Below are 25,438 nucleotides of genomic sequence, written 5' to 3'. Positions count from 1 at the left end.
GCCATGAGCAGCAGTGACGTCGCGCGGATCGTCCAGGAAGTCCTCCGGACCGTCACTCATGGCGAGCCGGATATCACCGCACTGGCCGGCTCGCTGACCGAGCTGGGCCTGGACGCCGGGACGATCGGCGATATCGTCGCCCGGGCGCGGCGCGACCGGGCCGAGGTCGCGCGGTTGCGACGGCGCGAACAGGAACTCACCGCCCTGTTCTCCAGTGCCCGCGATCTCGCGGAGGTACGCGATATCGATGCGCTGCTGGCCCGGCTGGTGGCCCGCGCGCACGAGATGATGGGCACCGACGTGACCTACCTGTCGGAGTTCGACCCCACCACCCGCGACCTGCACGTCCGCAAGACGATGGGATCGGTGACCCCGCAATTCCAGGATCTGCACGTCCCCGCCGGTACGGGACTGGCGAGCCGGGTCGCGGATACCCGGTCGGCGCAGTGGGTGCCCCGGTACAGCGAATACGTGGAGGGCACCCACGAGCACACCATCGACGATGCCGTCTTCGCCGAAGGGATCATCTCCATCCTCGGCGTGCCCATGCTCTCCGACGGCACCGTGCTCGGAGTCCTGTTCGCCGCGACCCGGCAGGAACACCGGTTCACCCCGGAGGAGATCGCGCTGCTGTCGGCGCTGGCCGACCACGCCTCGGTGGTCCTGCAGACCGCGAATATCCTGGCGCAACTCCGGGAGTCCCAGGACCGCACCCGCGGCGCCCTGGAGAAGCTGACCGCGCACCTGGAAGCCCGCGACCGGTCGAGCGCGGTCCATCAGGAACTCGTCGACGCAGTCCTGTCCGGCGGCGGCTTCACCCAGGTCGCGGGCACCTTGGCGGCGGCGCTGGACCGGCGGGTGACGATCATCGACAGCGAGTCCTTTCCGATCGCCACGTCCGCGGCGGCGGGCCAGGAGCAGGTGACGATGAGCCTGTCGCCGGAGGTGCGCGGCGCGATCTCCCTGAGCCGGGCGAGCGGGCACTGCCGGTCGGTCGAGAACAACAGGTCGGTCGAGGTGGTCGCCGCCGTGACCGCCGGTGAACTCTATTTCGGTGCCCTGCTGCTCACCCCGGGTGGTGTGGACCTCGGCCCGGTGGAGCAGCGCACGATCGAGCGGGCGGCGCAGGTCGCGGCCCTGCTCGCGCTGCAGCAGCGGGCGGTCACCGATGCCTACCGGCGGGAGCGCGGGGAACTCATCGCCGATCTGCTGGATACGTCGCCGGAGCGGCGTCGCGATATGGAACAGCGGGCGCGTAGCCACCGCCTGACCCTGTCCGAACTGAACACCGTCCTCCTCGTCGAGGTACCCCCTGCCCGGCGGGCGAGCGCCGAACGCGCCGCCGCGGGTTTTCTCGGCGACGACGGATTGGTGGGCGAGCACACCGCCGCCATCGCGGTCATCGGGGCGGCGGCCGATCCGATGGTCCTGGCGAACGACCTCCGAACCCACCTCATCGGCGCGCTCGGGGCCCCGGTCCTGGTTGTCGCACCACCGCGGGCCGACTCACCCGACGAACTCCCGCGCCTGTTCCGCACCGCGCAACAGACCGTGCGCCTGCTGGCCGGGCTGGGAATCGACAACCGGGCGGTCGCCACCGACGCCTACGCCCCGTACACCGTGCTGTTCGGGGCGAATCCGGAGGGTTTGCAGTCCTTCCTCGACCTCACCATCGGGCCGGTCGTCGACTACGACGCCCGGCACGGCACCGATCTGCTCACCACCTTGCGCATGTTCGTGCGGCACGAGGCGAGCCCGACGAAGACCGCGCGGGCGCTCAACTACCACACCAACACCATCCTGCAGCGCCTCGACCGCCTCAAAGCCCTGCTCGGCGAGGATTGGCGCCGGGACGAACACCTGTTCCGCATCTCGCTCGCCACCCGGCTGGACGAGTTGCGTTCGGTGTCTCGGCAGTGACCAGCGAGAATGTGTCCTCCACCCACCGAGATCGAGATTTCATGTGCTCTGACTACATGTCGCGGATTACAGCGCGGTCGTAGCGTCGTACCTCGGTAGATATTCACCGGGGTCGCGGATACCGTGACCCCGCGATGTGGAGGGCGTAGTGACGGTCAACAGCAGGATTCCCGGATTCAAGGACTCGTCCGCCGAGCAGCGCCGCTCGGTGGTTTCCGAACGGACCGGGGTTGCCGTCACGGACCTGGATGTTCTCGAACCCATGCGGGGCCTGGATACCGAGCATGCCGATCACATGATCGAAAACGTGATCGGTGTGATGGGTATCCCGGTCGGCATCGCCACCAATTTCCGGATCAACGGCCGGGACTATCTGGTTCCCATGGCGACCGAGGAGCCGTCGGTCGTCGCCGCGGCCAGCAATGCCGCACGGATGGCCCGCGAACAGGGCGGATTCTTCACCTCCGGCACCGGGCCGGTGATGCAGGCGCAGATCCAACTGCTCGACCTACCCGACCCCGAGGCCGCGCGACTACGCATCCTGGAACACCGCGCGGCCGTCGTCGACCTCGCCAACGAGCAGGACCCGACCCTGGTCCGGTTCGGTGGCGGCGCCACGGACCTGCAGGTTCGCCTGATCCCGACGCGGACCGGCACCCATCTCGTGGTGCACCTGGTGGTCGATGTCCGCGACGCGATGGGCGCGAACGCGGTCAACACCATGGCCGAAGCCATCGCACCCCGGCTCGCGGCCATCGCCGGCGGCCGGCCCCTGCTCCGCATTCTCACCAATATGGCCGACCGGCGAATCGTGCGGGCCCGCGCCGTGTTCGACCGGGAACTGCTGGGCGGGGAACAGGTCGTCGACGATATCGTGCACGCGTCCGCGCTCGCCGAAGCCGACCCCTACCGCGCCGCCACGCACAACAAGGGCATCATGAACGGCATCACCGCCGCGGTGCTGGCCTCCGGCAACGACACCCGCGCCGTCGAAGCGGGCTGTCACTCGCACGCCGTCGGCCCCGACGGCCGGTATACGGCGCTATCGCATTTCGAGAAGACCGCCGACGGACATCTGTCCGGCACCCTGGAGGTGCCGATGGCGGTCGGCCTGGTGGGTGGCGCCACCAAAGCACATCCGGTCGCGCAGGCAGCGATCAAGATCCTCGGCGTGACCACGGCGACCGAACTCGCCGAGGTCGTGGTCGCGGTCGGGCTGGCCCAGAACCTCGGTGCCTGCCGCGCCCTCGCCGCCGAAGGTATCCAGCGCGGTCATATGAGCCTGCATGCCCGGACCATCGCGGTGACCGCCGGCGCGAGCACCGCGGAACTCGATGTCGTCGTCGCACAACTCATCCAGGACAAGAACATCCGGGTCGAGCACGCCGAAAAGGTACTCGCGGATCTGCGGGGCCGGAGCTGATGACCTCGGATATCGCCGCCACCCGGCGGCCCGCACCACACGTACACCGCAGGCCCGGTCTGCCGGCCGCGGTCCGCGTCTACGAAGTCGGCCCCCGCGACGGTCTGCAAGCCGAAACCACCGTCGTGCCGACCTCGGCCAAGGCCGAATTCTGCCGGCGGCTCGTCGCCGCCGGCGTCACGGAACTCGAGCTCACCAGCTTCGTCTCACCGCGGTGGATACCCCAGCTGGCGGATGCCGGAGAACTGCTGGCCGAGCTCGAGCTGCCCGGCGATATCCGGCAGGTCGTCCTGGCCCCGAACCGCCGCGGGCTCGACCGGGCGCTGGCGGCCGGTGCCACGGAACTCGCGGTGTTCGTCAGCGCGACCGAGACATTCGCGGATAAGAACCTGCACACCACGGTCGACGGCGCGCTCGACTCCGCACGCCCCGTAGTGGACGGCGCCGGCGCACACGGGCTCGCCAGTCGTGCGTATATCTCGATGGCCTTCGGGGACCCCTGGGAGGGCGCCGTCGACACCGGGACGGTCGCCGATATCGCCGAACGCCTCTTCGATATGGGGGTGGACTCGATCTCGCTCGGCGACACCATCGGAGTCGCCACTCCCGGCCACGTCCACGACCTCCTGGACACCCTGTTCGCGCGAGGTGTCCGCCCGGAGTCCGTGGCCGTGCATTTCCACGACACCTACGGTCAGGCGCTGGCCAACGTCTATGCCGCCCTGACCGCGGGTATCACCGAATTCGACAGTGCCGCAGGTGGTCTGGGCCGCTGCCCGTACGCCGCCGGAGCCACCGGCAACCTCGCCACCGAGGACCTGGTGTGGATGCTGCACGGCCTCGGTATCACCACCGGTATCGACCTGGACGCGCTCACCGCGACCTCCCGGTGGATGGCCGGCGTCCTCGGCCGGCCCAGCCCCTCGCGAGTGGTCACCGCCCTCGCCTCGACTTCCTGACCTGCCCGACCCCCTCGACGCCGACGGAGTACCCATGCCCACCGACCCCTCGCCACCAGCCGTGGCGGCACCGGCCGACCCGCCCGCCACCACACCGGCCGACCCCGGCGGTGAACACCCGCAGTACTTGGAGGTGTGGGGTGACACCGTCGTCGGCCGCCATCTGGCCGTCTCCGTGGTCATCGGCGTCGGGGTGAGCCTGGCCGCGCTCCTGCTGTCCAACTGGGCGTTCTCCTCCTTCGTGACGAACGATTCGCTCGCCGACGCCTACGCCCTGCTCGTGGGGATCGCCGGATGTGTGATCGCCGGTCTGATCTGCGGGCGGTTGTTCCGGCCGAAGCGGATCGTGGTCACCGACGTAACCGAAGACGCGGCGGTCGGCGAGGTCATCAACACGCTGCGCGAAGAACGCCAGGGCCTGGGATCGCTCGACGAGCTGCCCGAGCACACCCGCCGCGAACTCGACGAGCTCGGTCTGCACGAGCGATTCGCCCAAGCCGAACGCGACAACACCGGGGCTGTGTCATGAGTTCGATCCTCACCAGCGATATCGCGCTGGCCCTCATCCTCGGCATCATCGGCGCGATCGTCTTCTCGCTGATCGGGATGGTTTCGGGTACCGACGAAACCGCGACCATCGCCCCGCTGACGCTGCTGGTCATCCTGCTGGGCGCGCCGCCGGCCGCCGTGTTCACATTCTTTCTCGCCGGAGCCGTCGCCAAACATATGACGCACGCGGCGCCGACCACACTCCTGGGCATCCCCGGGGACACGATGGCGGTCCCGCTCATGCGCGAAGCGCGGATGCTGCGCGCGCTGGGCGTACCGCATATCGCACTGCGCAAAGCGATCTCGGCGGCGCTCATCGCCGCGGTGATCGCCGTGCCCGCCGCGGTCCTGTTCGCCACGCTGATGGCCCCGATCTCCGACACCGTCCAGTCCGCCGCGCCGTGGTTGTTCCTGCTGGCCGCCATCGGCATCGCCTACGCGTCACCCGGCAAATGGGCGGGCGTCGTCGCGCTCGTTCCGTTCGTCGTCCTCATCCTCGGTCTCAAACAACTCACGGAGTCCTACGATGTCGCGCTCAACATCAGCTACTTCCTCGGTATCGCCGTCGGACCGCTGATCGCCGACCTCTTCCTGTCGCTGGGCCCGCAGGGACGCGCCGACATGGCGCGCAAGGAACCGGCGACGGTGTGGCTCGCTCCCGATGTCAAAACCTGGAAGGGCTACTTCCCCAACCCGTTCCGGATTCTCGACCGCGGACAGACCGGTTATGTCGCGGCCACGGCCACCGTTTCCAGCGCCACCTTCGTCTTCAGCCCCGTGGCCATGACGGTGCTGATGGGCGAGCTGGTCGGTACCCGCATCAAACACGGCTACCGCCGCCTCACCTCGGTGATCGCCGCCCGCAACGGCACCACCGAATCGACCTATATCGCCGAAGCGCTGATCCCGCTCATCGCGTTCGGGCTCCCGTTGAGCCCGGTCGCGGCCGGTCCCGCCGCACCGCTGTTCAACGCACCACCGGTGTTCACCACCGACGACGGCAACGGCAATATCGACAATCTGTCCACGGCCCTCACCAACACCGAGTTCCTCCTGTACGGACTCGCCGCCGTCGCCATCGCCGCGGTCATCGCCTACCCCTTCGCGATGAACTTCGCCCATCGCGCCGCGAGTATCGTCGTGCGCTACGTGAGCCACGAGGCGATCATTGCCACCTTCGCCGGCCTCGTCGTGGTGATCAGCGTGTGGGAAGGCGGAATCCTCGGACTCGCCGTGACACTCACGGTCGGCCTCGTGGGTGGACTACTGACCCGGTTCTTCAAGATCCACGCCGGGGTGCTGTTCATGGGCTACTACGTGGCGGTGCTGTCGATTCCCGCGGTGCTCGCGCTCTGAGCCGGCACCGCGGAAACTGTCGCGCACGGTCGTTCGCCCGGGTTCCCGCTCGGCCCGGGCACACGAAATCTCCACAATTGGCACCTGTTCTCTCCACACGGGGTAGCTAGGCTCCCCGAGCATGGAACAGAAGGCACCGGTAGGGGGAGCGGCCGCGCGGCGGATTCTGGTGGTGGACGATGAGCCCACGATCGCGGAATCGGTGGCGGCGCGGCTGCGGGCCGAGGGATTCACGGTGGAGACGGCACACGACGGACCCGCGGCGGTGGCGGCCGCGGGAACCTTCGAACCCGACCTCGTCGTACTCGATGTCATGTTGCCCGGCTATGACGGGCTGGAGGTCTGCCGGCGGATTCAGGCCGAACGCTCGATACCCGTGCTGATGCTCACCGCGCGGACGGACGAAACCGATCAGCTGATCGGGCTCGGCGTCGGGGCCGACGACTATCTGACCAAACCGTTCTCGCTGCGGGTCCTCACCGCCCGCGTGCACGCCCTGCTGCGCCGGGTCGAACGCGCCGGGACACCGAACGGCGCGAGCATCGTGGTCGGTGATCTACGGATCGATGCCGACCAGCGCCGGGTGTGGCGGGGCGGGGTCGAAGCCCAGCTGACACCGCTGGAATTCGATCTGCTGGCCCGGCTGGCCCAGCGGCCGCGCGCGGTACTCGCCCGCGAACGCCTCCTCGAAGAGGTATGGGATTGGGCCGATGCCGCCGGAACCCGCGCGGTCGACAGTCATATCAAGGCGCTGCGCCGGAAACTCGGGGCCGACGTGATCCGGACGGTCCACGGTGTGGGTTACGCCCTGGAGGCCAGATGAGCGAGCAGGTGGCCACGCGGCCGGGTGCCGGCCGCAAGGTCCGGGTTCTGGGCGGGGTGCGGCGGACGTCGGACCGGGTGGCGGCGGTCCTGCCGCGGCCGCTGGACCGGATCCGTTCCATCAAACTCAAGCTGGCCGTGCTGATGACCTTCGCGGGTGGGCTCGCCTTCGGCTACTTCCGTTTACAGATCGGCTGGCTGCCGCCGATGACCACGCTCACCGCGATGGTCATAGCCCTGGTGACCTCGCAGTTCCTGGCACACGGCATCACCATGCCACTGCGGGAAATGACCGCCGCGGCCCAGCGAATGGCACGCGGCGACTACACGAGCCGGGTACGCGCGTCCTCCCGGGACGAGGTGGGTCAGCTGGCCGAGGCGTTCAATCGGATGGCGGCCGATCTCGCCGCCGCCGATCGGCAGCGCCGTGAGCTGATCGCGAATGTCTCGCACGAGCTACGCACCCCGATCACCGCGCTCAACGCCGTGCTGGAGAACCTGGTGGACGGGGTGTCCGAACCCGAGCCGAAAACACTCGAAACGGCGCTCGCCCAAACCGAACGGCTCGGCCGGCTGGTCTCCGAACTCCTCGACCTCTCCAGCATCGAGGCCGGGGCGGTCCCGCTGGACCGCGAAGAATTCGCCATCGCACCGCTGTTCGCGGATGTCGTGGCGGAGGCCGAGGTGATGACAGCCGCCCTCGGCCGCGGTATCCGATTCCACGGCGACACCGACCCCGGCACCGCGACCGTGTACGCCGACCGCGCCCGCCTCCACCAGGTTCTGCTGAACCTGCTGGACAACGCCGCCCGGCACGGTCCGGCCGGCGGCGAGGTCCGGCTCCGCGCGCACACCGCGGGCAAGGACCTCGTCATCGATGTCGACGACGACGGACCCGGCATCCCGCCGGCGCAACGGGAACGGATCTTCGACCGTTTCACTCGCGGCGGCCGCACCGACGGCGGCGGTACGGGCCTCGGCCTCGCCATCGCGCGCTGGGTGATCGACCTGCACCGCGGCTCCATCGCCGTGGCCGATCCCGGCTCCCGGATCCGCGTGATCCTGCCGACCGCCGACTCACCCGAACCCTGACACTCCGATCTCCAGAACCCGGCTGCCGCTCGGCCCCGGGTCGATACCGCACACCCACAGGAGGGGACCCATGCCCGACCAACCCACCCCGGACGACGACACCGCGGACCGGACGGACTCGCCGCAATCAGCGAGACCGACGGGGCCGAACCCAGCGCAATCGATAAAACCCGCAGACACAGTCGAATCGGCGGATCCAGCAGACCCCGCCGAACCCGTCGGCACCACGGCACCAGCCGACGGTGCGACCCCCGGCAACACTGCGACACCAAGCGACGGTGCAGCACCGGCCGGCACCACGAGCCCGGCATGGGGCGCAGCACCAACGGATCAGTCCCCGAGTAGTTCGACCGTTTCCTACTGGTCACGGGCCGCGGCTCACGATTCGACCGTGGTCTCCCCCACCGAGCCGGATGCGGCCGCGAATTCCGAACCCGGCGTGCCTCGAGCGGAACCCACCGGCGCTCCGCCCACCGCCGTCGACGCGAGCCCCAGCAGCCGAGCGCATTGGCAGATACCGGCGGCTGCGGGTATGCCGGAGTACCCGAATCGAACATTCCCGCCGCCCCCGCCACCACGATGGCAGCGGGTCGCCTACCCGGCCGGCGTCTTGCCCGCGGCGGGGATCGCCGGATTGGTCGCGGCGGCGACCGTTCCCCTGGATCGACCCGGTATCGGCTGGCTGCTCGCGGGTTCCGCCACGGCAGCCGCGGTGACCGTGGTCCATCGGCGCGCCCGCCGAGCCGCGAACAGCGAGTGGCAGGAACCGGTAGCGCCGGACCGAACACGGCAGGAAATGGTGGAGCCGAGCCAGAACCCACCCGAAACGGTGGCGGCCGGCCGGAACCAGCACAAAACAGCGAAGCCGAGCCCGAAGCAGCACGACACGGCGGGACCGAACCCGAAGCAGCACGACACGGCGGGACCGAACCCCGAGCAACACGACGGGGCGGGACCGAGCGGGAATCCGCGCGAAGCGGCGGAGGCCCGGCCGGAACGGCGGGAAGCGGTGACGGCGGGCCCGACTCGGGAGAGTCTGGTGTGGGCGATCGCGGCGCTGGCGTTGCTGGCGGTCGGCACCTTCCGGGCGGCCGGGTGGTTGTTCGTCCTGTGCGTGGCGGCGGCCGCCGTGGCCGGGTCGCTCGCGGTGGTGGGCCGGCGATCGGTGCACGGACTGTTCCACGATGTGGTCGCCGTCCCGCTGGCCTCGTTCGGAGCCGTCGCCTGGGCATACACCGAGCAGGGCAGACGCCGGAACGGTGGCGGCCTGCGTAACCGGCGTCTGGGAGTCTCCGTGGCTGTCACCGTCGCGTTGCTGGCGGTATTCGTGCCCCTGCTGGCCGGCGCCGACGCTACTTTCGCCGCGTTCGTCGACGGGTTGATACCGCGGATGGACGGCATCACCGTCACGCGGTGGATCGTGGTGTTCCTGCTGGCAGCCACGGGAAGTCTGAGCGCCGTGTATCTGCTCGCCGGGCCGCCGACCCCTGAGAACGCACAGTCGAAAGTTCCGAATCGGACCCTGGCGCGGCTGGAATGGGGTCTGCCTGTCGGTGCGCTGACACTGGTGTTCGCGTTGTTCGTCGGGGCGCAGCTGGTGGCCCTGTTCGGTGGCGACGACTACGTACAGCGCACCGCCGGCCTGACCTACGCCGAATACGCTCGCGGCGGGTTCTGGCAACTGTCCGCGGTCACCGTGCTCACCCTCGCCGTCATCCTGCCTGTACTGCACAGGGCAGCCCGGGATACGGCCGTGGACCGCCTGTGGTTGCGGATCCTGCTGTGCGCCATCAGTGGGCTCACCCTGGTGATGATCGTTTCCGCACTCGGCCGCATGTGGACCTACCAGCAGGCATACGGGTTCACCGTGCTGCGGCTGCTGGTCGGCACCTGCGAACTCTGGCTCGGCATCGTGTACGTCCTGGTGATCGTCGCCGTCCTGCGTCTGGAAACGGCCTGGCTTCCCCGCACCACCGTCGCGACCGCCGTGGCCGCGCTGCTGGCACTCGCCGCGCTGAACCCGGAGGGCCTGGTCGCCGCCGAGAACATCGACCGCTGGCAGCGCGGCGAAGAGCTCGATATCGATTACCTGGCGGGGCTGTCGGCCGATATCGTCCCCGCGATCGACCGGCTTCCCGCGCCGCTCCGCACGGACCTCCGCAACCGGCTCGAGTACCAACTCGACGACGACACCTGGAACAGCTGGAATCTCGCCCGCACCCGGGCACGCTGAGAGCAGCCCGAACGCACCACCGCGAGTGCTCCGAAGCCGGGCATGCGGTCAGGTGTGGGCGAGGATCGTGGTCAGCGCGACGTGCAGCGCCGTGCCGGTCAGCACACTGAGCACGGCGTTGCGGCGCCACAGGTGCAGGGCGAGGGTGACCGCGAGGGCGGGCCCGGTGACCAGTAGTTGCGCCGGGGCGATATCGCGCAGGGTGTACACGGCGAGGATGAGCATGACCCCGACGGGCATATGCCGGCCGAGATATTCGACGGTGCCGCTGGCCCGCAGTGGGGCCAGCACGGCGAACGGCAGCGCGCGCAGCGACCAGGTGATCACGGAGCACAGCGCGGTGGCGGCGATCAGATAACCGGTGTCAGGCATGGCCGGGCACCACCTTCCCGGCACGGACTCGCCTGATCAGCAACGCCGCGAGGAAGAGCCCCAGCGCGACGGGCAACATCTGCCCGGGCAGCAGGAACCGGGCGATCAGCGCGCAGACGAGGGCGATCACCGGAACCGGGATATCCCGGTTCGCTCGGTAACCGTCCACGGCGAGCACGATGAACAGGGCGGTCAAGGCGAAATCGAGACCGTCGAGCTGCACCGGGATCAGCGCCGCGCCCGCGGCGCCGGCGGTGGCCCCGGCAACCCAGTAGCCCTGGCACAGAACCTGCAGCCACAGGATGCGCCGGCCGCTCCAGCGCCGGGCCGATGGGCCGGTGGTCAGGGCGTAGGCCTCGTCGGTCAACGCGAAGGTCGCATAGCCCTTGGCCCACCGGCCACGGACCCGGTGCAGCGGAAAGGACAGGGCGTAGAAGACATGACGGAAATTGACCAGGAATGCCGTCAACGCCACCTGCGCCAGCGGTGTCGCGGCAGTGACCAGTCCGATCAGCAGGAATTCCAGCGATCCCGCGTAGACGAGACCGGCGAATACCGGCGCCCACCACCAGGCCAGCTGACTGTGCACCACCAGAATTCCGAGCGCCAGACCGAGCGGAAATAGAGCCAGTCCGACCGAGCTGGTATCCACCAGCGCCGACCGCAGATCCGACCGCGGTGGCCCGGGGTGCGGCGAGACCGCCGTACCGGATGATGTCGTCTGTGCCGTACTCACCTGGTTATTTTATGTTTTTCTCCGCGTAATATGGTTTCCGGATCTGATCGAAATCGGCGATCGAGAGACATATATGCACCTCGATTCGGTGGACAGAGATATTTTGTTTCACCTTCACCAGGACGGTCGGCTCACGAACGTCGAACTGGCCAAACGCGTGGGGCTGACACCGCCTCCATGCCTGCGCCGGGTGAAGCGGCTCGAGGAATCCGGAGTGATCAGCGGCTACCGGGCCCGGATCGACCCGGCCGCCATGGGCCGCGGGTTCGAGGTCATCGTCTCGGTGGAGATCAGCATCAACGACCTGCAGACGGTGGAGGAATTCGAGAACGCCATCGCCTCCTACGACGAGGTCGTGGAGTTCCACCGTCTCTTCGGCCGCCCCGACTACTTCGTCCGCGTCGCGGTGACCGACCCGGAGACCTTCGAAACCTTCCTGACCGGCAAACTCATGGGCCTACGGGCGGTCGCCCGGGTGGATTCCCACCTGATCATGAAAAAGATCAAAACCGACGACTGACCCACGCCGCCGGAACCGGCCGCACTACCCGGATAACCGGCTCGCTCTGGCGTGCTCCCAGGCAAACCCGTCCGGGACGGCGAATGCGCCGAGTTCGTTTCGGAGCACGATCCGTCGCTACCACTCGTCACGGCGACCCCGAGCTTCGAGGAGAATCCAGGGCGTGCCTTCATCATCGGAGATTGCCGCGGAACAGCTCGAAGCAACGGTGGCGCAGTTGCGCGAGCAGCACCTTGCCGATGTCGTGTACTACGTGTTGAGCGAGGGCGACAACGGAGAACTCCCCGAGGAATGGGACTTCGGTGACTGGCATGTGCCGACGATGGGCGTGGAGCTGATCACCGATTCCGGTCAGCATTACTCGATGATCTGGGATCACACCTTCACCTACTACGCGCTCGAAACCTATCCGAAACCGATGACCGAAATCCTCACTGCCGGCCGGCCATGGGGCTCGATGGCGGTCCCGGTTTCGGGGCATCCGGAGTGGGTGAAGCTGATCGGACAGGAAATCGTCACCGCCGATATCTGCTGGGCCAAAGATCCGCTCGGCACGGTTCGGGAGCCCGTGGCTGTCCACCTCGGCCTCCGCGACTCGGCGGTGTGGATAATCGCGGGACGCCCCGCGGACCCCGGGGCCGCATCGGAGTTCTCTCTCGGCACCGATGACGTCCTCGTCGTCTTCACTCCGGAGATGGCGGCGCGAGCCGGAATCCCGGACAGTGCCCCCCTCGCAACGAAACATCGCATGGCGCCGCGGGTATGACCAGGGGAAATCGGATCCCGGAGGGCGATGGTCAGCGTGATCGGCTGCGGCGGGCTTCCATCCGGGCGAGCCGCTCGGCGCTGAAGTCGGCGGTCCACACCGGTTGCAACATATGCCAGTCGGCGGGGTGCGCGGCGATACCCGCGGCGAATCGATCGGCCAGCCGCTGCGTCGTCGGGGCGACGCCACCCGTGGTGTCGACCGGCGCGCCGATATCGAACCCCCAGCCGCCGGGCGTGAACCAGCAGTGCACCGGCAACAGGGGCGCGCCGGTGTCGATTGCCAGCTTGGCGGGCCCCGGGGGCATGGTGGCCGGTTCGCCGAAGAAGTCGACCGTGACGCCCGCGCCGGACAGGTCGCGTTCGCCCAGCAGACCCACCACCCGGCCCTGCCGGAGCCGGGCCGTCAACTGTTCGTAGGGTGGCGTTTCCACACCGGTGAGCGGGATGATCTCGAACCCCAGACCTTCCCGGAACCGGACGAACCGCTGGAACAGCGATTCCGGTGCCAGCCGTTCGGCCACGACGGTCGGGGGGCCCACCCGCTGCACCACCCAGACCCCCGCCAGGTCCCAGTTTCCACTGTGCGGCAGCGCCAGCAATACGCCCCGACCCCGCGCGACCGCGTCACGGATGTGCTCGACCCCGGTGGCCGAGGATTCGATCGTGTCGGCCAGTCGCACGGGATCCATCGACGGCAGCCGGAACGCTTCACACCAGTACCGGGCGTAGGAGCGCAGACTCGCGCGGACGAGGTCGTCGGGTACCGCGTCCGGAGTGGTTCCGAGTACCCGGGAAAGGTTGCGGCGCAACTGGTCCGGTCCGCCATCGCGGGCCGCACGATCGGCCGCGATCTCGAACGAGCGCAAGGCCCACCGCTGCGGCAGCAGACGGATCAGCCGCCACGCCGCCGCATACCCGAGGTCCGAGACCCGGGCCGCCGTGTTCATCCGGGCACCCGCCCTGGCTGCCCGCCGCGGAAAACTGTGTTCGACATTGTCATGGTCGATCCTTGACCCGATTCGTCGATGGACCCGGTGAGTTGAATCGAAAAGTCACGTGACACGAAGCCCGTCACGCCGGCCTGCGAATACGTCGATTCTAACCACCGGTCGCAGAAGATGCGGGACCTCCACCGCGCCAACGGCGCTACGAAACAGCGGCGAAATTCGCGTCGGCGGCACGGACCCGACCGAAGCGAGGCAGGCAATCGGTCTGCGCCGGATGGATGGTGACGATTGACGATCCCGAGCTCGACCGACTGGTGTCCGGGCGCTCATGGCGCCGGATGATGATCTGCCCGCGCCCGTGCGGGAGCGCCTTGGAATACGGTATGGAGCATGATGGCCGCAGCCGACCGTATCGACGCCACATCCGGTGGCGCGGGGACGAGCCGTTTGCGCCGACGGCTCGGTGTCGGTGATGCCGTCGTCATCGGACTCGGTGCGATGGTCGGCGCCGGGATCTTCGCCGCCCTCGCGCCCGCTGCCCGGGCGGCCGGGTCGGGGGTGCTGCTGGGCTTGGGGATCGCGGCGGTGGTCGCCTACTGCAACGCGACCTCGTCCGCGCGGCTGGCGGCACGGTATCCCGCATCCGGCGGCACCTACGTGTACGGGCGGGAACGACTCGGCGAGTTCTGGGGTTACCTCGCGGGCTGGTCGTTCGTGGTCGGGAAGACCGCCTCCTGCGCGGCGATGGCCCTCACCGTCGGCTTCTATGCCTGGCCGCAGTATGCGCATGCGGTGGCCGTCGGCGCGGTGGTCGCACTGACCGCGGTCAATTACGCCGGTGTGCAGAAATCGGCCTGGCTGACCAGGGCAATCGTCGGGTTCGTGCTGGCGGTACTGGCCGCCGTCGTGGTGGTCGCGTTCGGGTCCGGCGAGGCCGACACCGCACGGCTCGCACTCGGCTCCGATATCACCACGGCCGGGGTCCTGCAGGCGGCGGGATTGTTGTTCTTCGCGTTCGCCGGATACGCGCGCATCGCCACCCTCGGTGAGGAAGTCCGTGACCCCGCCCGCACCATCCCGCGCGCCGTCCCGATCGCCCTGGCCATCACCCTGATCGTCTACACGCTCGTCGCCGTCGCCGCCTTGCTGGTGCTGGGGCCGGCCCGGCTCGCTACCGCGACCGCACCGCTGTCGGAGGTCGTGCGTGCGGCCGGGGCGGGATGGCTGGAGCCGGTGGTGCGCACCGGGGCGGCCGTGGCCGCGCTCGGTGCGCTGCTTGCACTGCTCCTCGGGGTCTCCCGCACCATTTTGGCGATGGCCCGCGACCGGCATCTGCCACCCGCGCTGGCGGCGGTGCATCCGCGGTTCGCGGTGCCGTACCGCGCCGAGGTGGCCGTCGGGGTGGTCGTCGCCGTGGTGGCCGCGACCGCCGATATCCGCGCCGCCATCGGGTTCTCCTCGTTCGGTGTGCTGTTCTACTACGCGATCGCCAACGCCGCGGCCGCGACGCTGACCCGTGGCGAGAACCGGCCACCGCGGGTCATCCCGGCCGTCGGCCTGACCGGTTGCGTCGTCCTGGCGGTCACCTTGCCGCCGCCTTCGGTGCTCACCGGCGCGGGGGTCGTTGTGGTGGGGGCCCTCGTCTACGGTCTGCGCCGCGCGCTCGGCGATCACCGCTCGCGATGAGGACCGCCGCGGCACTCGACTCCCGCGCTGTCGCTTCTCAGCCGGTTTCGCCGGTTCCGAGTGCCGCGACCGCCTCCCGCGTGGCGGCGGCGAGGAGGCTGGGGTCGGGTTCGGCGTCCTGCTCGGATTTGGTGCTGAGTACCGCGATCACGAGGGGGGCGCGGCCCGGGGGCCAGGCGACGGCGACATCGAGGGCGGAGCCGTAGGCGGGGGTCCCGGTCTTGTGGCCTACAGTCCAGTCCGCGGGCAGGCCGGCGCGGATGCGGTCGGCACCGGAGGTGGTGGCGACCAGCCAGGACTTCAGTTGGTCGCGTTCGGGTGCCCGGAGAGCGTCGCCGACGACGAGGGTGTGGTAGTCGGTGGCCAGCGCGGACGGTGTGGTGGTGTCGCGCTCATCGCCGGGTATGGCGGTGTTGAGTTCGGTTTCCCAGCGGTCCAGCCGGGAGGTGTTGTCGCCGATCGAGCGCAGGAACGCGGTGAGGCCGGCGGGGCCGCCGAGGAGTTTCAGGAGCTGATTGCCGGCGGTGTTGTCGGATACGGTGATCGCCGCGTGGCAGAGGTCGGCGACCTTCATTCCGGTGTCGATATGCTGCTCGGTCACCGGCGAGTACTCGACGATTTCATGCCGCGGATAGTGGATCACCTGGTCGAAGAACCCCGACGACAGCGGATGCTCGTGCAACAGGGCACCGCAGGCGAGACCCTTGAACGTGGAGGCCATCGGGAACCGTTCCTCCGGGCGGTACGCGACGCTGCGACCGGAAGCGGTGTCGAGGGCGAAAACACCCAGCCGCGCACCGTGGGTCGTCTCCAGATCGGCGAATGCCTGGGTGGTGGCCGCCGGCGCGGTGACACCTGCGGGGTCGGACGGCGCCGCGGACTCCGCCTGGGAATCGCAGGCAGCGGTGAATGCCAGCGCGGACGCAGCCAGCACGGTGGCCAGGAACCGTCGAGGGCGCGGTGGGTCGAGCTGGGCAAGTACAGGGAAAGTCACCGCCGCAGAACATCACCGAACGACGGTGCACGGCAAATACGCCGGGCCGCCGCGCACGAGTCGGAATGGATATCGACGCAGGTCGGCACAGGTTCCGACGCCTCGCAGCCGACCGAGCACGAGAGATGAACCGCCGCCTCGCCGCACCTGGCCGTCACACACCCGGAGTACGGCGTCACGCTGGGCGCGGGACCCGGGGAATTCACCCGGGAGATTGCCGCACCGAACCACCGGGATCTCGGCAGAATATCTCCACTACCTGGGGTTCAGGGCTTGACTCGGGCCTGATCCGGAGGAGACTGGACATATACCGGAACACCGAAGAGTGGACCTCGTTCGACGAAGACGTTCGGACAACGACGGCGCCATTTCCGAGGATTCCGGCCAGGCCCCCGGCAAGCCAGTCGAATATCGGAGCGGTCAGCGACGACTGAGCCTCATGGATTCGATGGAGACTACCGGGGACTGCTCTGTTCGGGGGGCGAGTGCGGACAGCGGCGCACGCGACAGCAGAGTCACCGGAATCCCCGTCTCCCGATGCAAGGCCCCGAGCAGGCCCACCGCGGGTGACGTAACCGGCCAGGTGAGCCGCGACGGTGCGCGAGTCGCCGCCGCGCAACCGGGTGATCGCGATATCGAGCCGCGCGCGTGCCCGCCACCGGGTGAACGGCAATCCCGTCTCGGCCAGGAAGAGCCGCTGCACATGGCGGACGCTGATATGCCGTAGCGCGGCCAACTCGTCGAGTGTCCGGCTGGAGGCGACAGCTTCGTGCGCGACCGGATGCGCGGGCAGCGTGAGCGCGAAGTACCGCGTGCCGAGCGATCGCAGCAGACCGTCGAGCGCGCCGCGGCGCGGCTGGATCTGCTCGCGGGTCGCCGGGCCGGCCGCGAGCACCGTCGTCATCAGGTCGGTGATCGCGGGGACGACGCCGAGCCGCTGGACCCGTTCCTGCGGCCGGGTCGCGGGTGGCAGCATCGGACCCCGCACAACCCCGCACGCGATTCCGGACACGGATCTCCCGGTAGGTGCTGTCACGGTCTGTCTCGGTGGCGCGTACCTGGTCTGGCTGCTCATCCGCGAGACCCGGCACTGGTGACGACCGGCGCCGCAGCGGCCGGAAGCGCTTCCGGCTCTGTGTCTTCGCGCAGGCCGAACCGGTTGTGGAAGCGGCGCAGCGGACCGGGCGCCCACCAGTTCGCATGGCCGGCGAGGCGCATGAGGGCGGGGGCGAGGACGCCGCGTACCAGGGTGGCATCGAGGGCGACGGTGAGCGCCATGCCGATACCGAGCTGCTGCAGGAAGGCGACACCGCCGGTGGCGTACACGGCGAACGAAGCGGCCAGGATCAATGCGGCGGCGGTGATCAGCGGGGCGGACCGGGCAATACCGCGGGGGACGGAACCTATCGGGTCGCCGGTGCGGTCGTAGTCCTCTTTGATCCGGGCCAGCAGGAAGACCTCGTAGTCCATGGACAGGCCGTAGGCGATGCAGAACATCAGGATGGGGATGCTCGGTTCGATGACGCCGGTCGGGGTGACGCCGAGCAGGCCGGACAGTGCGCCGTTCTGGAATCCCCATACCAGCACGCCGAACATGATCGTCATCGACAGCAGGTTCAGCAGTGACGCTTTCAGCGGCGCGAGCACGCTGCCGGTCATCAGGAACAGCACGGCGAATGTGACCAGCATGATGAGCACGGCGACCAGCGGGAGACGCCCTACGACACCGTCTCGATAGTCGGTGAGTTCGGCCGGATAGCCGCCCACCAGAACATCGAAAGGCGCGGCGGTGGCGCGCACTTCGCGTACCAGCCCACCGGGGTCGTGGCCCAGCCGCTCACCGGTCGGCACCACGCGCAACCACATACTGTCGCCGCTCACGAAACGTGCGGGATCCAGACCTTCCGCACCGGACGTCCCCGGACCGAACGCGCCCGCGGCCGAATCCACCCGCAGCACACCGGTTATCCCGGACAACCGCTCGGCATACACGGCGATCTCGGCAGCTTCGGCCTGCCGGGCCACCACATGGATCGCGTCGGCTTCTTCGGTGGCGAAATCGGCGCGAATCGTGTCGTACATGACACGGACGGGCTGTTCGGTGCCGACCACCCGGTCATCCGGCGGGCCGAAGTTCACGCCGAGCGCGGGCGCGCCGAGCAGTAGCAGGACCAGCAGGGCCGAACCACCGGTCAGGACGGGCCTGCGCATCACGTACTGGGCGGTGCGGAACCAGAAGCCCTGTTCGGGAACGGGTACCGGCCGCTTCGGCAGCGCGCGACGGCCCAGCAGCATCAGCGCGGCGGGCAGGATCACCACCGCCCCGATCACGGCCGTCAGTGCGACCGCGATACCCGCGTAGGCGAACGAGGACAGGAACGGAAACGGGAAGGCGAACAGCACCGCGAGGCTGATACCCACCGTCGCGGCGCTGAACGCCACGGTGCGCCCCGCACTCGCCAGCGCCCGGCGCACCGCGACGGGTACGTCGTGGCCGGCTGTCAGTTCCTCCCGGAACCGGTAGATGACGAACAGCCCGTAGTCGACGCCGAGGCCGATACCCATGACGAGCGCGATATTCGCGGCGAAGGTCGACACATCGGCGAAACCGGTGATCATGCGCAGGGCCGCCAGCGTTCCGACCACGCAGAACAACCCGATGCCGACGGTGATCAGGGCCAGCACGACGCGCCGCAGCACCAGCGCCAGCAGCGCGACGACCAGGGGCAGCACGATCAGTTCCGCGCGCAGGAAATCCGCCGACGACTGCGCGGCGACCTCGCGGAAGACCTGGTCGGCACCGCCCAGCGTGAGTGTCACCGCGGGATCGGCGAAGGCGTCGATGATCTGTGTCTCGATACCGGGCAGAATCCGGGCGCGCACCTCGTCGGCGTCGCCGGGCACCCAGGCCAGCACCAGTGCATGCCGGAAGTCGCTGCTGGCCAATGTGTCCGGTGCGGCTACCTGCCAGAACGACCACGCGTCGCCGACGCCCGGGTACCGGGCCAGATCGTCGGTGAGCCGCGTGCCGGCCGCGGCCACGGCGGCGTCGCGCACATCGCCGCCGGTGGCGGTGACCAGGATCGCGACATTGGCCGTTCCGGTGTCGAACAGTTCCGCGAGTGCAGCGGCGGCAGCGGCCGATTCGGCGTCCGGGTCCTCGAACCTGTTCAGCGACAGCGCGTTCATCGCACCACTCGCCACGACCGCGAACAGGAAGAATGCCGCCAGCGCGGCGGCGATCAGTGTGCGGGGATGGTTGGTGACTAACCGTCCGAGCATGGCTGGCCCCTCTGGTAATCTGCGAACTATACGAGCAAGTGCTCGTAAGTTGAGGCAATAATACGAGCGAATACTCGTATTTACAAGAGGAGGGCGTGTGGCCGAGGTGCGCCGCCAGGAACGGGGTCGCCGACGCATCGAGCAGATCCTGCTCGCGACGGCGGAGGTCTTCGCCGAACGCGGCTACGAGAACGCGACCACCAACGCGATCGCCGCCGCCGCGGGTATCTCCCCGGGCTCGCTCTACCAGTACTTCCGCAACAAGGAGGAACTGGCCGCCGCCCTCGCCGAGCTCTACCGGGAGCGGCTCGTAGCCTTCCGCGGTGCCTTCGAAACCGGCGACGGCCCAGCGGATCTGGACGTGCTGCTGAATCAGATCCTCGGACCCCTGGTCGAATTCAACCTGGCCAACCCGGGCTTCAAAGCGCTGTTCGCGCGCACCGATATGCCCGCCGCCATGCGTGTCGCTGTAGCCCCCGCACACGAGGCCATCCACCGCCAGGTCGAAACCCTCATCGGCGCGATCTTCCCCGAACTCTCCCCCGAGGACCGCTCCCGCACCACCGCGGTCGCCATCCAAACCCTGCGCGGCATGATGCCGATGATCGTCGACGCCCCCGAATCCGACCGCCCCGCCCTGGTCGAAGAACTCCGCCTCGTCCTCCGCTCCTACCTACTCGCCCGCGCGGGCCGCTGACCCCGCCGTCACCGCCCGGCGGGCGGGAGGTCGACGGTGACCTGAGGTAATCGCGCCACGGTGAGCAGCCCGACCGCCACCACCGCGGTGGCGAGCAGAAAGACGATCGGCAATCCGTGCGCATATGCCTCGGCGCGCGAGGCCCCGCCGGCCGACAGTGCGTCCACGCGAAGGTCGAGCGCCGCACCGTAACCCACGAGACCGACTGTCCCGCCGAGCGTGAACACCAGGGACACCAGCGACGACACCGAGCCGATCCGGTCGGAGGCGGCGAGGGTCTGCCCCGTCAGCACCAGGTTCGGGAGTGCCAGCCCGACGCCGGCGGATATCAGCAGCGATCCCAGCAGCACGAAGGCAATCGGTGACACGTTCGCCGTGGTCATCGCGATATTGCCCGCCATCAGCAGCACACCCGTGGTGACAAGAACGGGCCGTAACCGGCCGTTGAGGCTGATCGAGCGGCCGACGATCCACGACGCGCCGATTGTGCCCACAGCCATCGGCGCCAGCATCATGCCCGCGGCAGCAGGACCGATTCCCAGGCCCCACTGCAGGTACTGCGTGGCGAAGACGGTTCCGCCGAAAAGGGTCGACCCGAAACAGAATGCCGCGAACACGGTGCGGGCGAGGGTCCGGTGACGCAGCAGGCGCACCGGGATCAACGGATCCGCGGCACGGTTCTCCACCCGCACGAGCGCCACCAGTGCGGCGGACCCGAGAACCGCGAATCCCGTGGCGAGAAGTACCGACCCGTTGGTGGCGAGGGTGAGTGCGACCAGGCAGGCGGGTAGTCCCGCTGCGGCCAGGACGGCTCCGAGGTAGTCGATCTCGGTCCTGCCGGCGCGCGTTCCCGGCGCTTCTCGTAACCAGAACCCGATCAGAACGATCGACGCCACCGCGAACGGGACCGCGACGGCGAAACACCATCGCCAGCTTGCCCATTCGACGACAACGCCACCCGCCAGCGGTCCCAGCACCATCGCTGTCGTCATGGTGCTCTGCAGCAGCCCGTTGGCCCGGCCGCGGTCGCGGGGCGCCACCAGACCGGCCGCCACCACCAGCACCGTCGACCCGATCCCGCCCAAGCCGATGCCCTGGACAGCGCGAGCGACCAGCAGGACCCACATCTGGGGCGCGAAGACCGCAAGCACAGACCCGGCGACGAAGATCAGAATCGCGGCCACCAGCACGGCTCGGCGGGCCACGAGATCGCACAGGCGTCCCCAGATCGCGGCGCTCGCGGTGTTGCCCAGGATGGTAGCGGCGACCAGCCAGGTCGACACCGACCCCGGCGCCGCCAGATCCGTCACGACAGTGGGTACCGCGGTGGCGACGATGGTCGCGGACAGCCCGGACGCGAACTGCGCCGCCATCAACCCCGACAGCGGGGCCAGCACGGGCCGCAGCGAACTCGGCCCGCGCCGGCCGGGCGCCGTCGCAGGTATTACACGTGTCATGCCCGGGCAGCGAGCGCGGCGTCGAGCACGGCCTCGACGAACGCGTCCGGTGCCCGCACGGCGAACTGCCCGTTCACCGGCATTTTCACCACCTTCGTGCCCGGTACGTGCACGAATTCGATCGGCACGTCCGGGGTCATCTGCGCCTCGGTGGGTTCGAGCACCGTCACCGCGACACCGTCGGCGATCAGCGCCAGATTGTCGTCCCAGGTCTGCTGGTGTCCCCGGAACACCGCCGGATAGATGGAGTTGTAGCGGTCCAGGTTGACCACGGTCTCGGCGACGCATTGGGCGAGCTGTCCGGGACATTCGATGCCGTAGATGCCGACGTTCTTACGCCAGAGGTGACCGAAGATCGCACCGTCGGCGGTCACCTCGAGTTCCGGCGCCCAGTTCTGGGCCCAGTGTTCGCTGTCCCGGGTCGACGGCTCCGACAGCCCGTACAGGACCATCCGCTCCACCCGCCCGGTGCCGCGCACGGTCGCGGCAATGGCGGTGGCCAGCGAGCTCCCCGTCTTCATTCCCACCGGTACGAACGACTCCACGCCGAGCGCATCCAGCGCCTGGACGAAGATCCGGGCATAGTCGGCGAGCACCGCGCCCGCGGGCGCGGAATCGCTCGATCCGAATCCCGGGGTGTCGAAGGCGTAGACCGCCGCCTTCTCCCCCAGCCTGTCCAGGACCGGCTGGTACACGATCGACGATCTGGGTGACTCGTGCAGGAGTACGACGACGTCGCGGGCCGCCGCGGCGGTGGGTCCGGAGTGCCGGTAATGCAGCTGCCCCCAGTCGGTATCGACGTATCCACGCATCAGAACTCCAGGAGGTTGTCGCGCAGTTGCGCGAACGAGTAGTGGTCACGGGTGAGCCCACGGCGCTGCAGCTCAGGGACCAATCCGTCGCAGATCTCCGCGATGAAACGCCGGGTGACACCGTCGGAGCAGACCAGGAAGCCGTCACCACCAACGGTTTCCATGGTCTGCGCCAGCTGGTCGGCCACCGATTCCGGAGTGCCGGCCACCATCGCGCCGTTGCCGATACCGCGGCCGAGTACCGCCTCCCGCAGCGTCTTGTCCGCGTTGCGACGGGCGAACTCGGCGAACTGCTGGGTGCCGTTGGTGCGCAGGGACAGCTCGCCGAGCGGTTCGTCGAGCGGCACCGCGGCGAAGTCGATATCGGTGGATTTCGCCAGCTTGGCCAGTTCCACCTCGATATTCGAGGACATCTCGGCCCGGCGCTGCGCGATCCGCTCCTGCGCCTCACGCTCGCTTGCCGCGACGATCGGCCCGATTCCGAACAGCACCTTGATCTCGTCGGGTTTGCGGCCCGCGTCGATCGCCGCCGCCCGGACCTGGTCGCGATAGTCCTTCATCTTCGCCGCGGTCGGCTGGATGGCGACAATCGTATCGGCGTGCTTCGCGGCGAACGCGATACCGCGCGGTGAACCACCGGCCTGGGCGATAACCGGCCGGCCCTGGGGCATCGGCCCCGTGTTGAGCGGCCCGCGCGTGGAAAAGTACGGCCCGGCGTGATCGGCGCGGCGGACCTTCGTGTGATCGGCCCAGTAGCCGGTCCGCGGGTCGGCGACCACCGAATCCGCGTCCCAGGTGTCCCACAGGGCCGTGGTCGCCGCCACGAAATCCTCGGCGACGTCGTAGCGCCGGTCGTGCTCGTCCATTCCGGCGTAGCCGTAGTTCTGCAGGGCACGGTCCGAGGTGCCGGTGACGAAATTGATGCCCATCCGCCCCCGCGAGACCTGATCGATACTGGCGCCGAGACGGGCCAGCATGTACGGATGGTAGGCGAATGTGCCTGCGGTGGCGATGATCCCGAGTCTTTCGGTGGCCTGCGCGAGCAGGGTCGCCACGATCATCGGGTCCTGCCGGGGAGCCTGGAACGCGTGTTTCAGATACACCTCCATCGAATCCCCGTAGGTGTCGCCGACAAAGGTGTTGTCCTCGATCAGGACATAGTCGAAACAGGCGCGTTCCATCGCCCGGGCCAGGTCGACGAAGATATCGGCCTGTTGCCACTGGGTGCCGATCGAACCGCTGAACGGCTTGTTCCAGGCCGGAACACTGGTGCCGTTGAGAAACCAGCCGAGATGGAACGGCTTGGTCATATCAGAACTCCTTGCTGGACCGGCTGCGACGGATCGGTCCGACTCCGGGGTGGTCAGAAGGCCGACAGATTCGCCTTGAAGGTCGGCTTGTCGTACGCACTGCGGATCAGGCCGCGCCGCCGCAGCGCCGGCGCCAGACCCGAGGCGATCTCGTCGACATAGCGCCGTGAATGGGTGCGCACGGGTTCACCGCGCACCAGGAATCCGTCACCGCCGATGGCCTCGGCGACCTCTTCCATCTGTTCGGCGACCGAGTCGGGGGTGCCGACCAGCGGCACGGCCGGGTTGGTGCGGCCGAGCAGAGCTTCCCGCAGCGTTTTGCCCGCGGCGGCCTTGACGAACCCTTTCAAGCTGGAGGCATGGCCGTTGGTGTGGATGTCGTCGGGGAGGGGCGAATCCAGGTCGAACTGCTTGAAATCGACCTCGGTGGTGATCGACATGATGCCCAGCTGGGTTTCGATCTGATCCTGGGTGAGCTCGTCCCGGCGGGCGGCGAGTTCCTTGGCTTCCTGAGCGGTCTCCCCGAGCACCGGCTGGATGATGTACATGACCTTGATGTCGTCGGGATTGCGACCGTGCGCGGCGGCGCGGGCGCGGATGTCGTCGCGGTACTCCCTCATCTCGTCCAGGCCCGACGGCTGGCAGAGCAGCACATTCGCGTGCTTCGACGCGAAGTTCCGTCCCGCGGGTGAACCGCCCGCCTGGCAGATCACCGGATGCCCCTGCGGACCGGCCGGAAGGTTCAGCGGGCCCCGCACATCGAAATATTTGCCCTTGTGGTGGAGCGGATGGACCTTCGTGTGGTCTACGAGTACGCCGGTCTCGCGGTCGGCGATGACGGCGCCCGGCTCCCAGGAGTCCCAGAGTCCTTTCACCACCGTGATGAATTCCTCGGCCATCACATAACGCTCGTCGTGTTCGAGCAGTTTCTCGATTCCGTAGTTCTGGGCGGCGAGATTCTCCGAGGAGGTCACCACGTTCCAGCCGACGCGACCGCGAGTCAGATGGTCCATGGTCGCCATGGTGCGGGCGACGATGAACGGCGGATAGAACGAGGTCGACATGGTGGCGATGAAGCCCATGTGCTTCGTGTGCTGGGCCAGGACGGGCAGCAGCGGGACCGGATCCCCCTTCGGGGAGTGCAGGCCGTGTTTGAGGTCGTTCTCCTGGGTGCCGCCGTAGGTGTCGGAGACGAGGGTGGAATCTTCGAACATCATGAAATCGAATCCGGCGCGTTCGAGAGCTCGGGCCATATCGATGTAGTAGTCGCCGTTGAGCCATTCGGTGGCGGTGCCGGAAGCCCACGGGCTCTTCCACGCCGGAGTCTTGAACGGCGTGAACCAGGCGAGGTGGAACGGGTCGGCCATCGGAATTCTCTCCTTCACGCGGGGATGGACTGCCGCGGAACGCGCTCGGCGGCGCGGCAATTCGGTCGGCTCCTCTATTCGACGTTGCGGTGATTTCGGCCGGAGGTGGCTGCGGTAAGGGTTTCTTTTCGCATAC

Annotated in this window: 22 protein-coding genes; 12 read left to right on the top strand and 10 right to left on the bottom strand. The window is 68.5% G+C overall.

What is annotated here, in order from left to right; all coding sequences use genetic code 11:
* Window positions 1–3: 3 nt before the first annotated feature.
* The 8 genes from ACIA75_RS18935 to ACIA75_RS18900 all read left to right on the top strand — a co-directional run bounded on the left by ACIA75_RS18935 (window position 4) and on the right by ACIA75_RS18900 (window position 10,354).
* On the top strand, window positions 4–1,920 hold the full coding sequence (locus ACIA75_RS18935; RefSeq protein WP_397105596.1) for a helix-turn-helix domain-containing protein: 1,917 nt from the start codon (window positions 4–6) through the stop codon (window positions 1,918–1,920).
* Between the two features lie 148 nt (window positions 1,921–2,068).
* The gene (locus tag ACIA75_RS18930; protein ID WP_397105594.1) at window positions 2,069–3,343 is read left to right on the top strand and encodes a hydroxymethylglutaryl-CoA reductase, degradative; all 1,275 of its coding nucleotides are present in this window, start codon (window positions 2,069–2,071) and stop codon (window positions 3,341–3,343) included.
* Window positions 3,343–4,302, top strand: coding sequence for a hydroxymethylglutaryl-CoA lyase (locus ACIA75_RS18925; RefSeq protein WP_397105592.1), 960 nt, complete (start codon window positions 3,343–3,345; stop codon window positions 4,300–4,302). The genes ACIA75_RS18930 and ACIA75_RS18925 overlap by 1 nt, the downstream gene beginning before the upstream one ends.
* Before the next feature lie 34 nt (window positions 4,303–4,336).
* Window positions 4,337–4,831 (top strand): hypothetical protein, encoded by a 495-nt coding sequence (locus ACIA75_RS18920; protein ID WP_397105590.1) that lies wholly within the window; start codon window positions 4,337–4,339, stop codon window positions 4,829–4,831.
* On the top strand, window positions 4,828–6,207 hold the full coding sequence (locus ACIA75_RS18915; RefSeq protein ID WP_397105588.1) for a tripartite tricarboxylate transporter permease: 1,380 nt from the start codon (window positions 4,828–4,830) through the stop codon (window positions 6,205–6,207). The genes ACIA75_RS18920 and ACIA75_RS18915 overlap by 4 nt, the downstream gene beginning before the upstream one ends.
* A 121-nt stretch (window positions 6,208–6,328) precedes the next feature.
* Complete coding sequence (locus tag ACIA75_RS18910) at window positions 6,329–7,030, top strand: response regulator (protein ID WP_397105586.1); 702 nt, start codon at window positions 6,329–6,331, stop codon at window positions 7,028–7,030.
* A gap of 143 nt (window positions 7,031–7,173) precedes the next feature.
* The gene (locus tag ACIA75_RS18905; protein ID WP_397106681.1) at window positions 7,174–8,121 is read left to right on the top strand and encodes an ATP-binding protein; all 948 of its coding nucleotides are present in this window, start codon (window positions 7,174–7,176) and stop codon (window positions 8,119–8,121) included.
* A gap of 391 nt (window positions 8,122–8,512) precedes the next feature.
* Window positions 8,513–10,354, top strand: a complete 1,842-nt coding sequence (locus ACIA75_RS18900; RefSeq protein WP_397105584.1) for a DUF4153 domain-containing protein — start codon at window positions 8,513–8,515, stop codon at window positions 10,352–10,354.
* Between the two features lie 48 nt (window positions 10,355–10,402).
* Here the strand turns inward: ACIA75_RS18900 and ACIA75_RS18895 are convergent, their stop codons facing one another.
* Both ACIA75_RS18895 and ACIA75_RS18890 read right to left on the bottom strand, forming a co-directional pair.
* Window positions 10,403–10,726 (bottom strand): branched-chain amino acid transporter permease, encoded by a 324-nt coding sequence (locus tag ACIA75_RS18895; protein ID WP_397105582.1) that lies wholly within the window; start codon window positions 10,724–10,726, stop codon window positions 10,403–10,405.
* Window positions 10,719–11,462, bottom strand: a complete 744-nt coding sequence (locus ACIA75_RS18890) for an AzlC family ABC transporter permease (protein WP_397105580.1) — start codon at window positions 11,460–11,462, stop codon at window positions 10,719–10,721. The genes ACIA75_RS18895 and ACIA75_RS18890 overlap by 8 nt, the downstream gene beginning before the upstream one ends.
* Window positions 11,463–11,535: 73 nt before the next feature.
* On the opposite strand from ACIA75_RS18890, the gene ACIA75_RS18885 reads away from it, so the two are divergent.
* Both ACIA75_RS18885 and ACIA75_RS18880 read left to right on the top strand, forming a co-directional pair.
* Window positions 11,536–11,982 carry an Lrp/AsnC family transcriptional regulator gene (locus tag ACIA75_RS18885; protein WP_397105578.1) on the top strand — a complete coding sequence of 149 codons (447 nt, stop codon included), beginning with the start codon at window positions 11,536–11,538 and terminating at the stop codon, window positions 11,980–11,982.
* A gap of 163 nt (window positions 11,983–12,145) precedes the next feature.
* Complete coding sequence (locus ACIA75_RS18880) at window positions 12,146–12,748, top strand: hypothetical protein (protein ID WP_397105576.1); 603 nt, start codon at window positions 12,146–12,148, stop codon at window positions 12,746–12,748.
* A 31-nt stretch (window positions 12,749–12,779) separates the two neighbouring features.
* On the opposite strand, the gene ACIA75_RS18875 is transcribed toward ACIA75_RS18880, so the two are convergent.
* Entirely contained in the window at window positions 12,780–13,697 is a 918-nt protein-coding gene (locus tag ACIA75_RS18875; protein ID WP_397105574.1) for a phosphatidylinositol mannoside acyltransferase, read from the bottom strand.
* A 393-nt stretch (window positions 13,698–14,090) separates the two neighbouring features.
* Here ACIA75_RS18875 and ACIA75_RS18870 point away from each other — a divergent pair, with 393 nt between their 5' ends.
* Complete coding sequence (locus ACIA75_RS18870) at window positions 14,091–15,383, top strand: APC family permease (protein ID WP_397106679.1); 1,293 nt, start codon at window positions 14,091–14,093, stop codon at window positions 15,381–15,383.
* Window positions 15,384–15,420: 37 nt separating this feature from the next.
* Here the strand turns inward: ACIA75_RS18870 and bla are convergent, their stop codons facing one another.
* The 3 genes from bla to ACIA75_RS18855 form a co-directional block, all read right to left on the bottom strand.
* A complete protein-coding gene (gene bla / locus ACIA75_RS18865) occupies window positions 15,421–16,299 on the bottom strand; it encodes a class A beta-lactamase (RefSeq protein ID WP_397106676.1) in 879 nt (292 codons plus the stop codon).
* A gap of 280 nt (window positions 16,300–16,579) precedes the next feature.
* Window positions 16,580–17,389 (bottom strand): helix-turn-helix domain-containing protein, encoded by an 810-nt coding sequence (locus ACIA75_RS18860; RefSeq protein WP_397105572.1) that lies wholly within the window; start codon window positions 17,387–17,389, stop codon window positions 16,580–16,582.
* A gap of 59 nt (window positions 17,390–17,448) precedes the next feature.
* On the bottom strand, window positions 17,449–19,659 hold the full coding sequence (locus ACIA75_RS18855) for an MMPL family transporter (RefSeq protein ID WP_397105570.1): 2,211 nt from the start codon (window positions 19,657–19,659) through the stop codon (window positions 17,449–17,451).
* A 97-nt stretch (window positions 19,660–19,756) separates the two neighbouring features.
* On the opposite strand from ACIA75_RS18855, the gene ACIA75_RS18850 reads away from it, so the two are divergent.
* Window positions 19,757–20,356, top strand: a complete 600-nt coding sequence (locus tag ACIA75_RS18850) for a TetR/AcrR family transcriptional regulator (RefSeq protein ID WP_397105568.1) — start codon at window positions 19,757–19,759, stop codon at window positions 20,354–20,356.
* Window positions 20,357–20,364: 8 nt separating this feature from the next.
* Here the strand turns inward: ACIA75_RS18850 and ACIA75_RS18845 are convergent, their stop codons facing one another.
* The 4 genes from ACIA75_RS18845 to ACIA75_RS18830 are packed head-to-tail and all read right to left on the bottom strand — an operon-like array spanning window position 20,365 to window position 25,302.
* Window positions 20,365–21,813, bottom strand: coding sequence for an MFS transporter (locus ACIA75_RS18845; RefSeq protein ID WP_397105566.1), 1,449 nt, complete (start codon window positions 21,811–21,813; stop codon window positions 20,365–20,367).
* A complete protein-coding gene (locus ACIA75_RS18840; RefSeq protein ID WP_397105564.1) occupies window positions 21,810–22,625 on the bottom strand; it encodes an alpha/beta fold hydrolase in 816 nt (271 codons plus the stop codon). Before ACIA75_RS18840 ends, ACIA75_RS18845 begins: the two co-directional genes overlap by 4 nt.
* Window positions 22,625–23,935 carry an NtaA/DmoA family FMN-dependent monooxygenase gene (locus ACIA75_RS18835; RefSeq protein ID WP_397105562.1) on the bottom strand — a complete coding sequence of 437 codons (1,311 nt, stop codon included), beginning with the start codon at window positions 23,933–23,935 and terminating at the stop codon, window positions 22,625–22,627. Before ACIA75_RS18835 ends, ACIA75_RS18840 begins: the two co-directional genes overlap by 1 nt.
* A 53-nt stretch (window positions 23,936–23,988) precedes the next feature.
* On the bottom strand, window positions 23,989–25,302 hold the full coding sequence (locus ACIA75_RS18830) for an NtaA/DmoA family FMN-dependent monooxygenase (protein WP_397105559.1): 1,314 nt from the start codon (window positions 25,300–25,302) through the stop codon (window positions 23,989–23,991).
* Between the last annotated feature and the right edge of the window lie 136 nt (window positions 25,303–25,438).

Origin of the sequence: Nocardia sp. NPDC051750, assembly GCF_044453135.1 — a bacterium.
GTDB lineage: Bacteria > Actinomycetota > Actinomycetes > Mycobacteriales > Mycobacteriaceae > Nocardia.
Note: the sequence above shows the minus strand (reverse complement) of the source record. Positions and strands in the feature narration are given on the sequence as shown.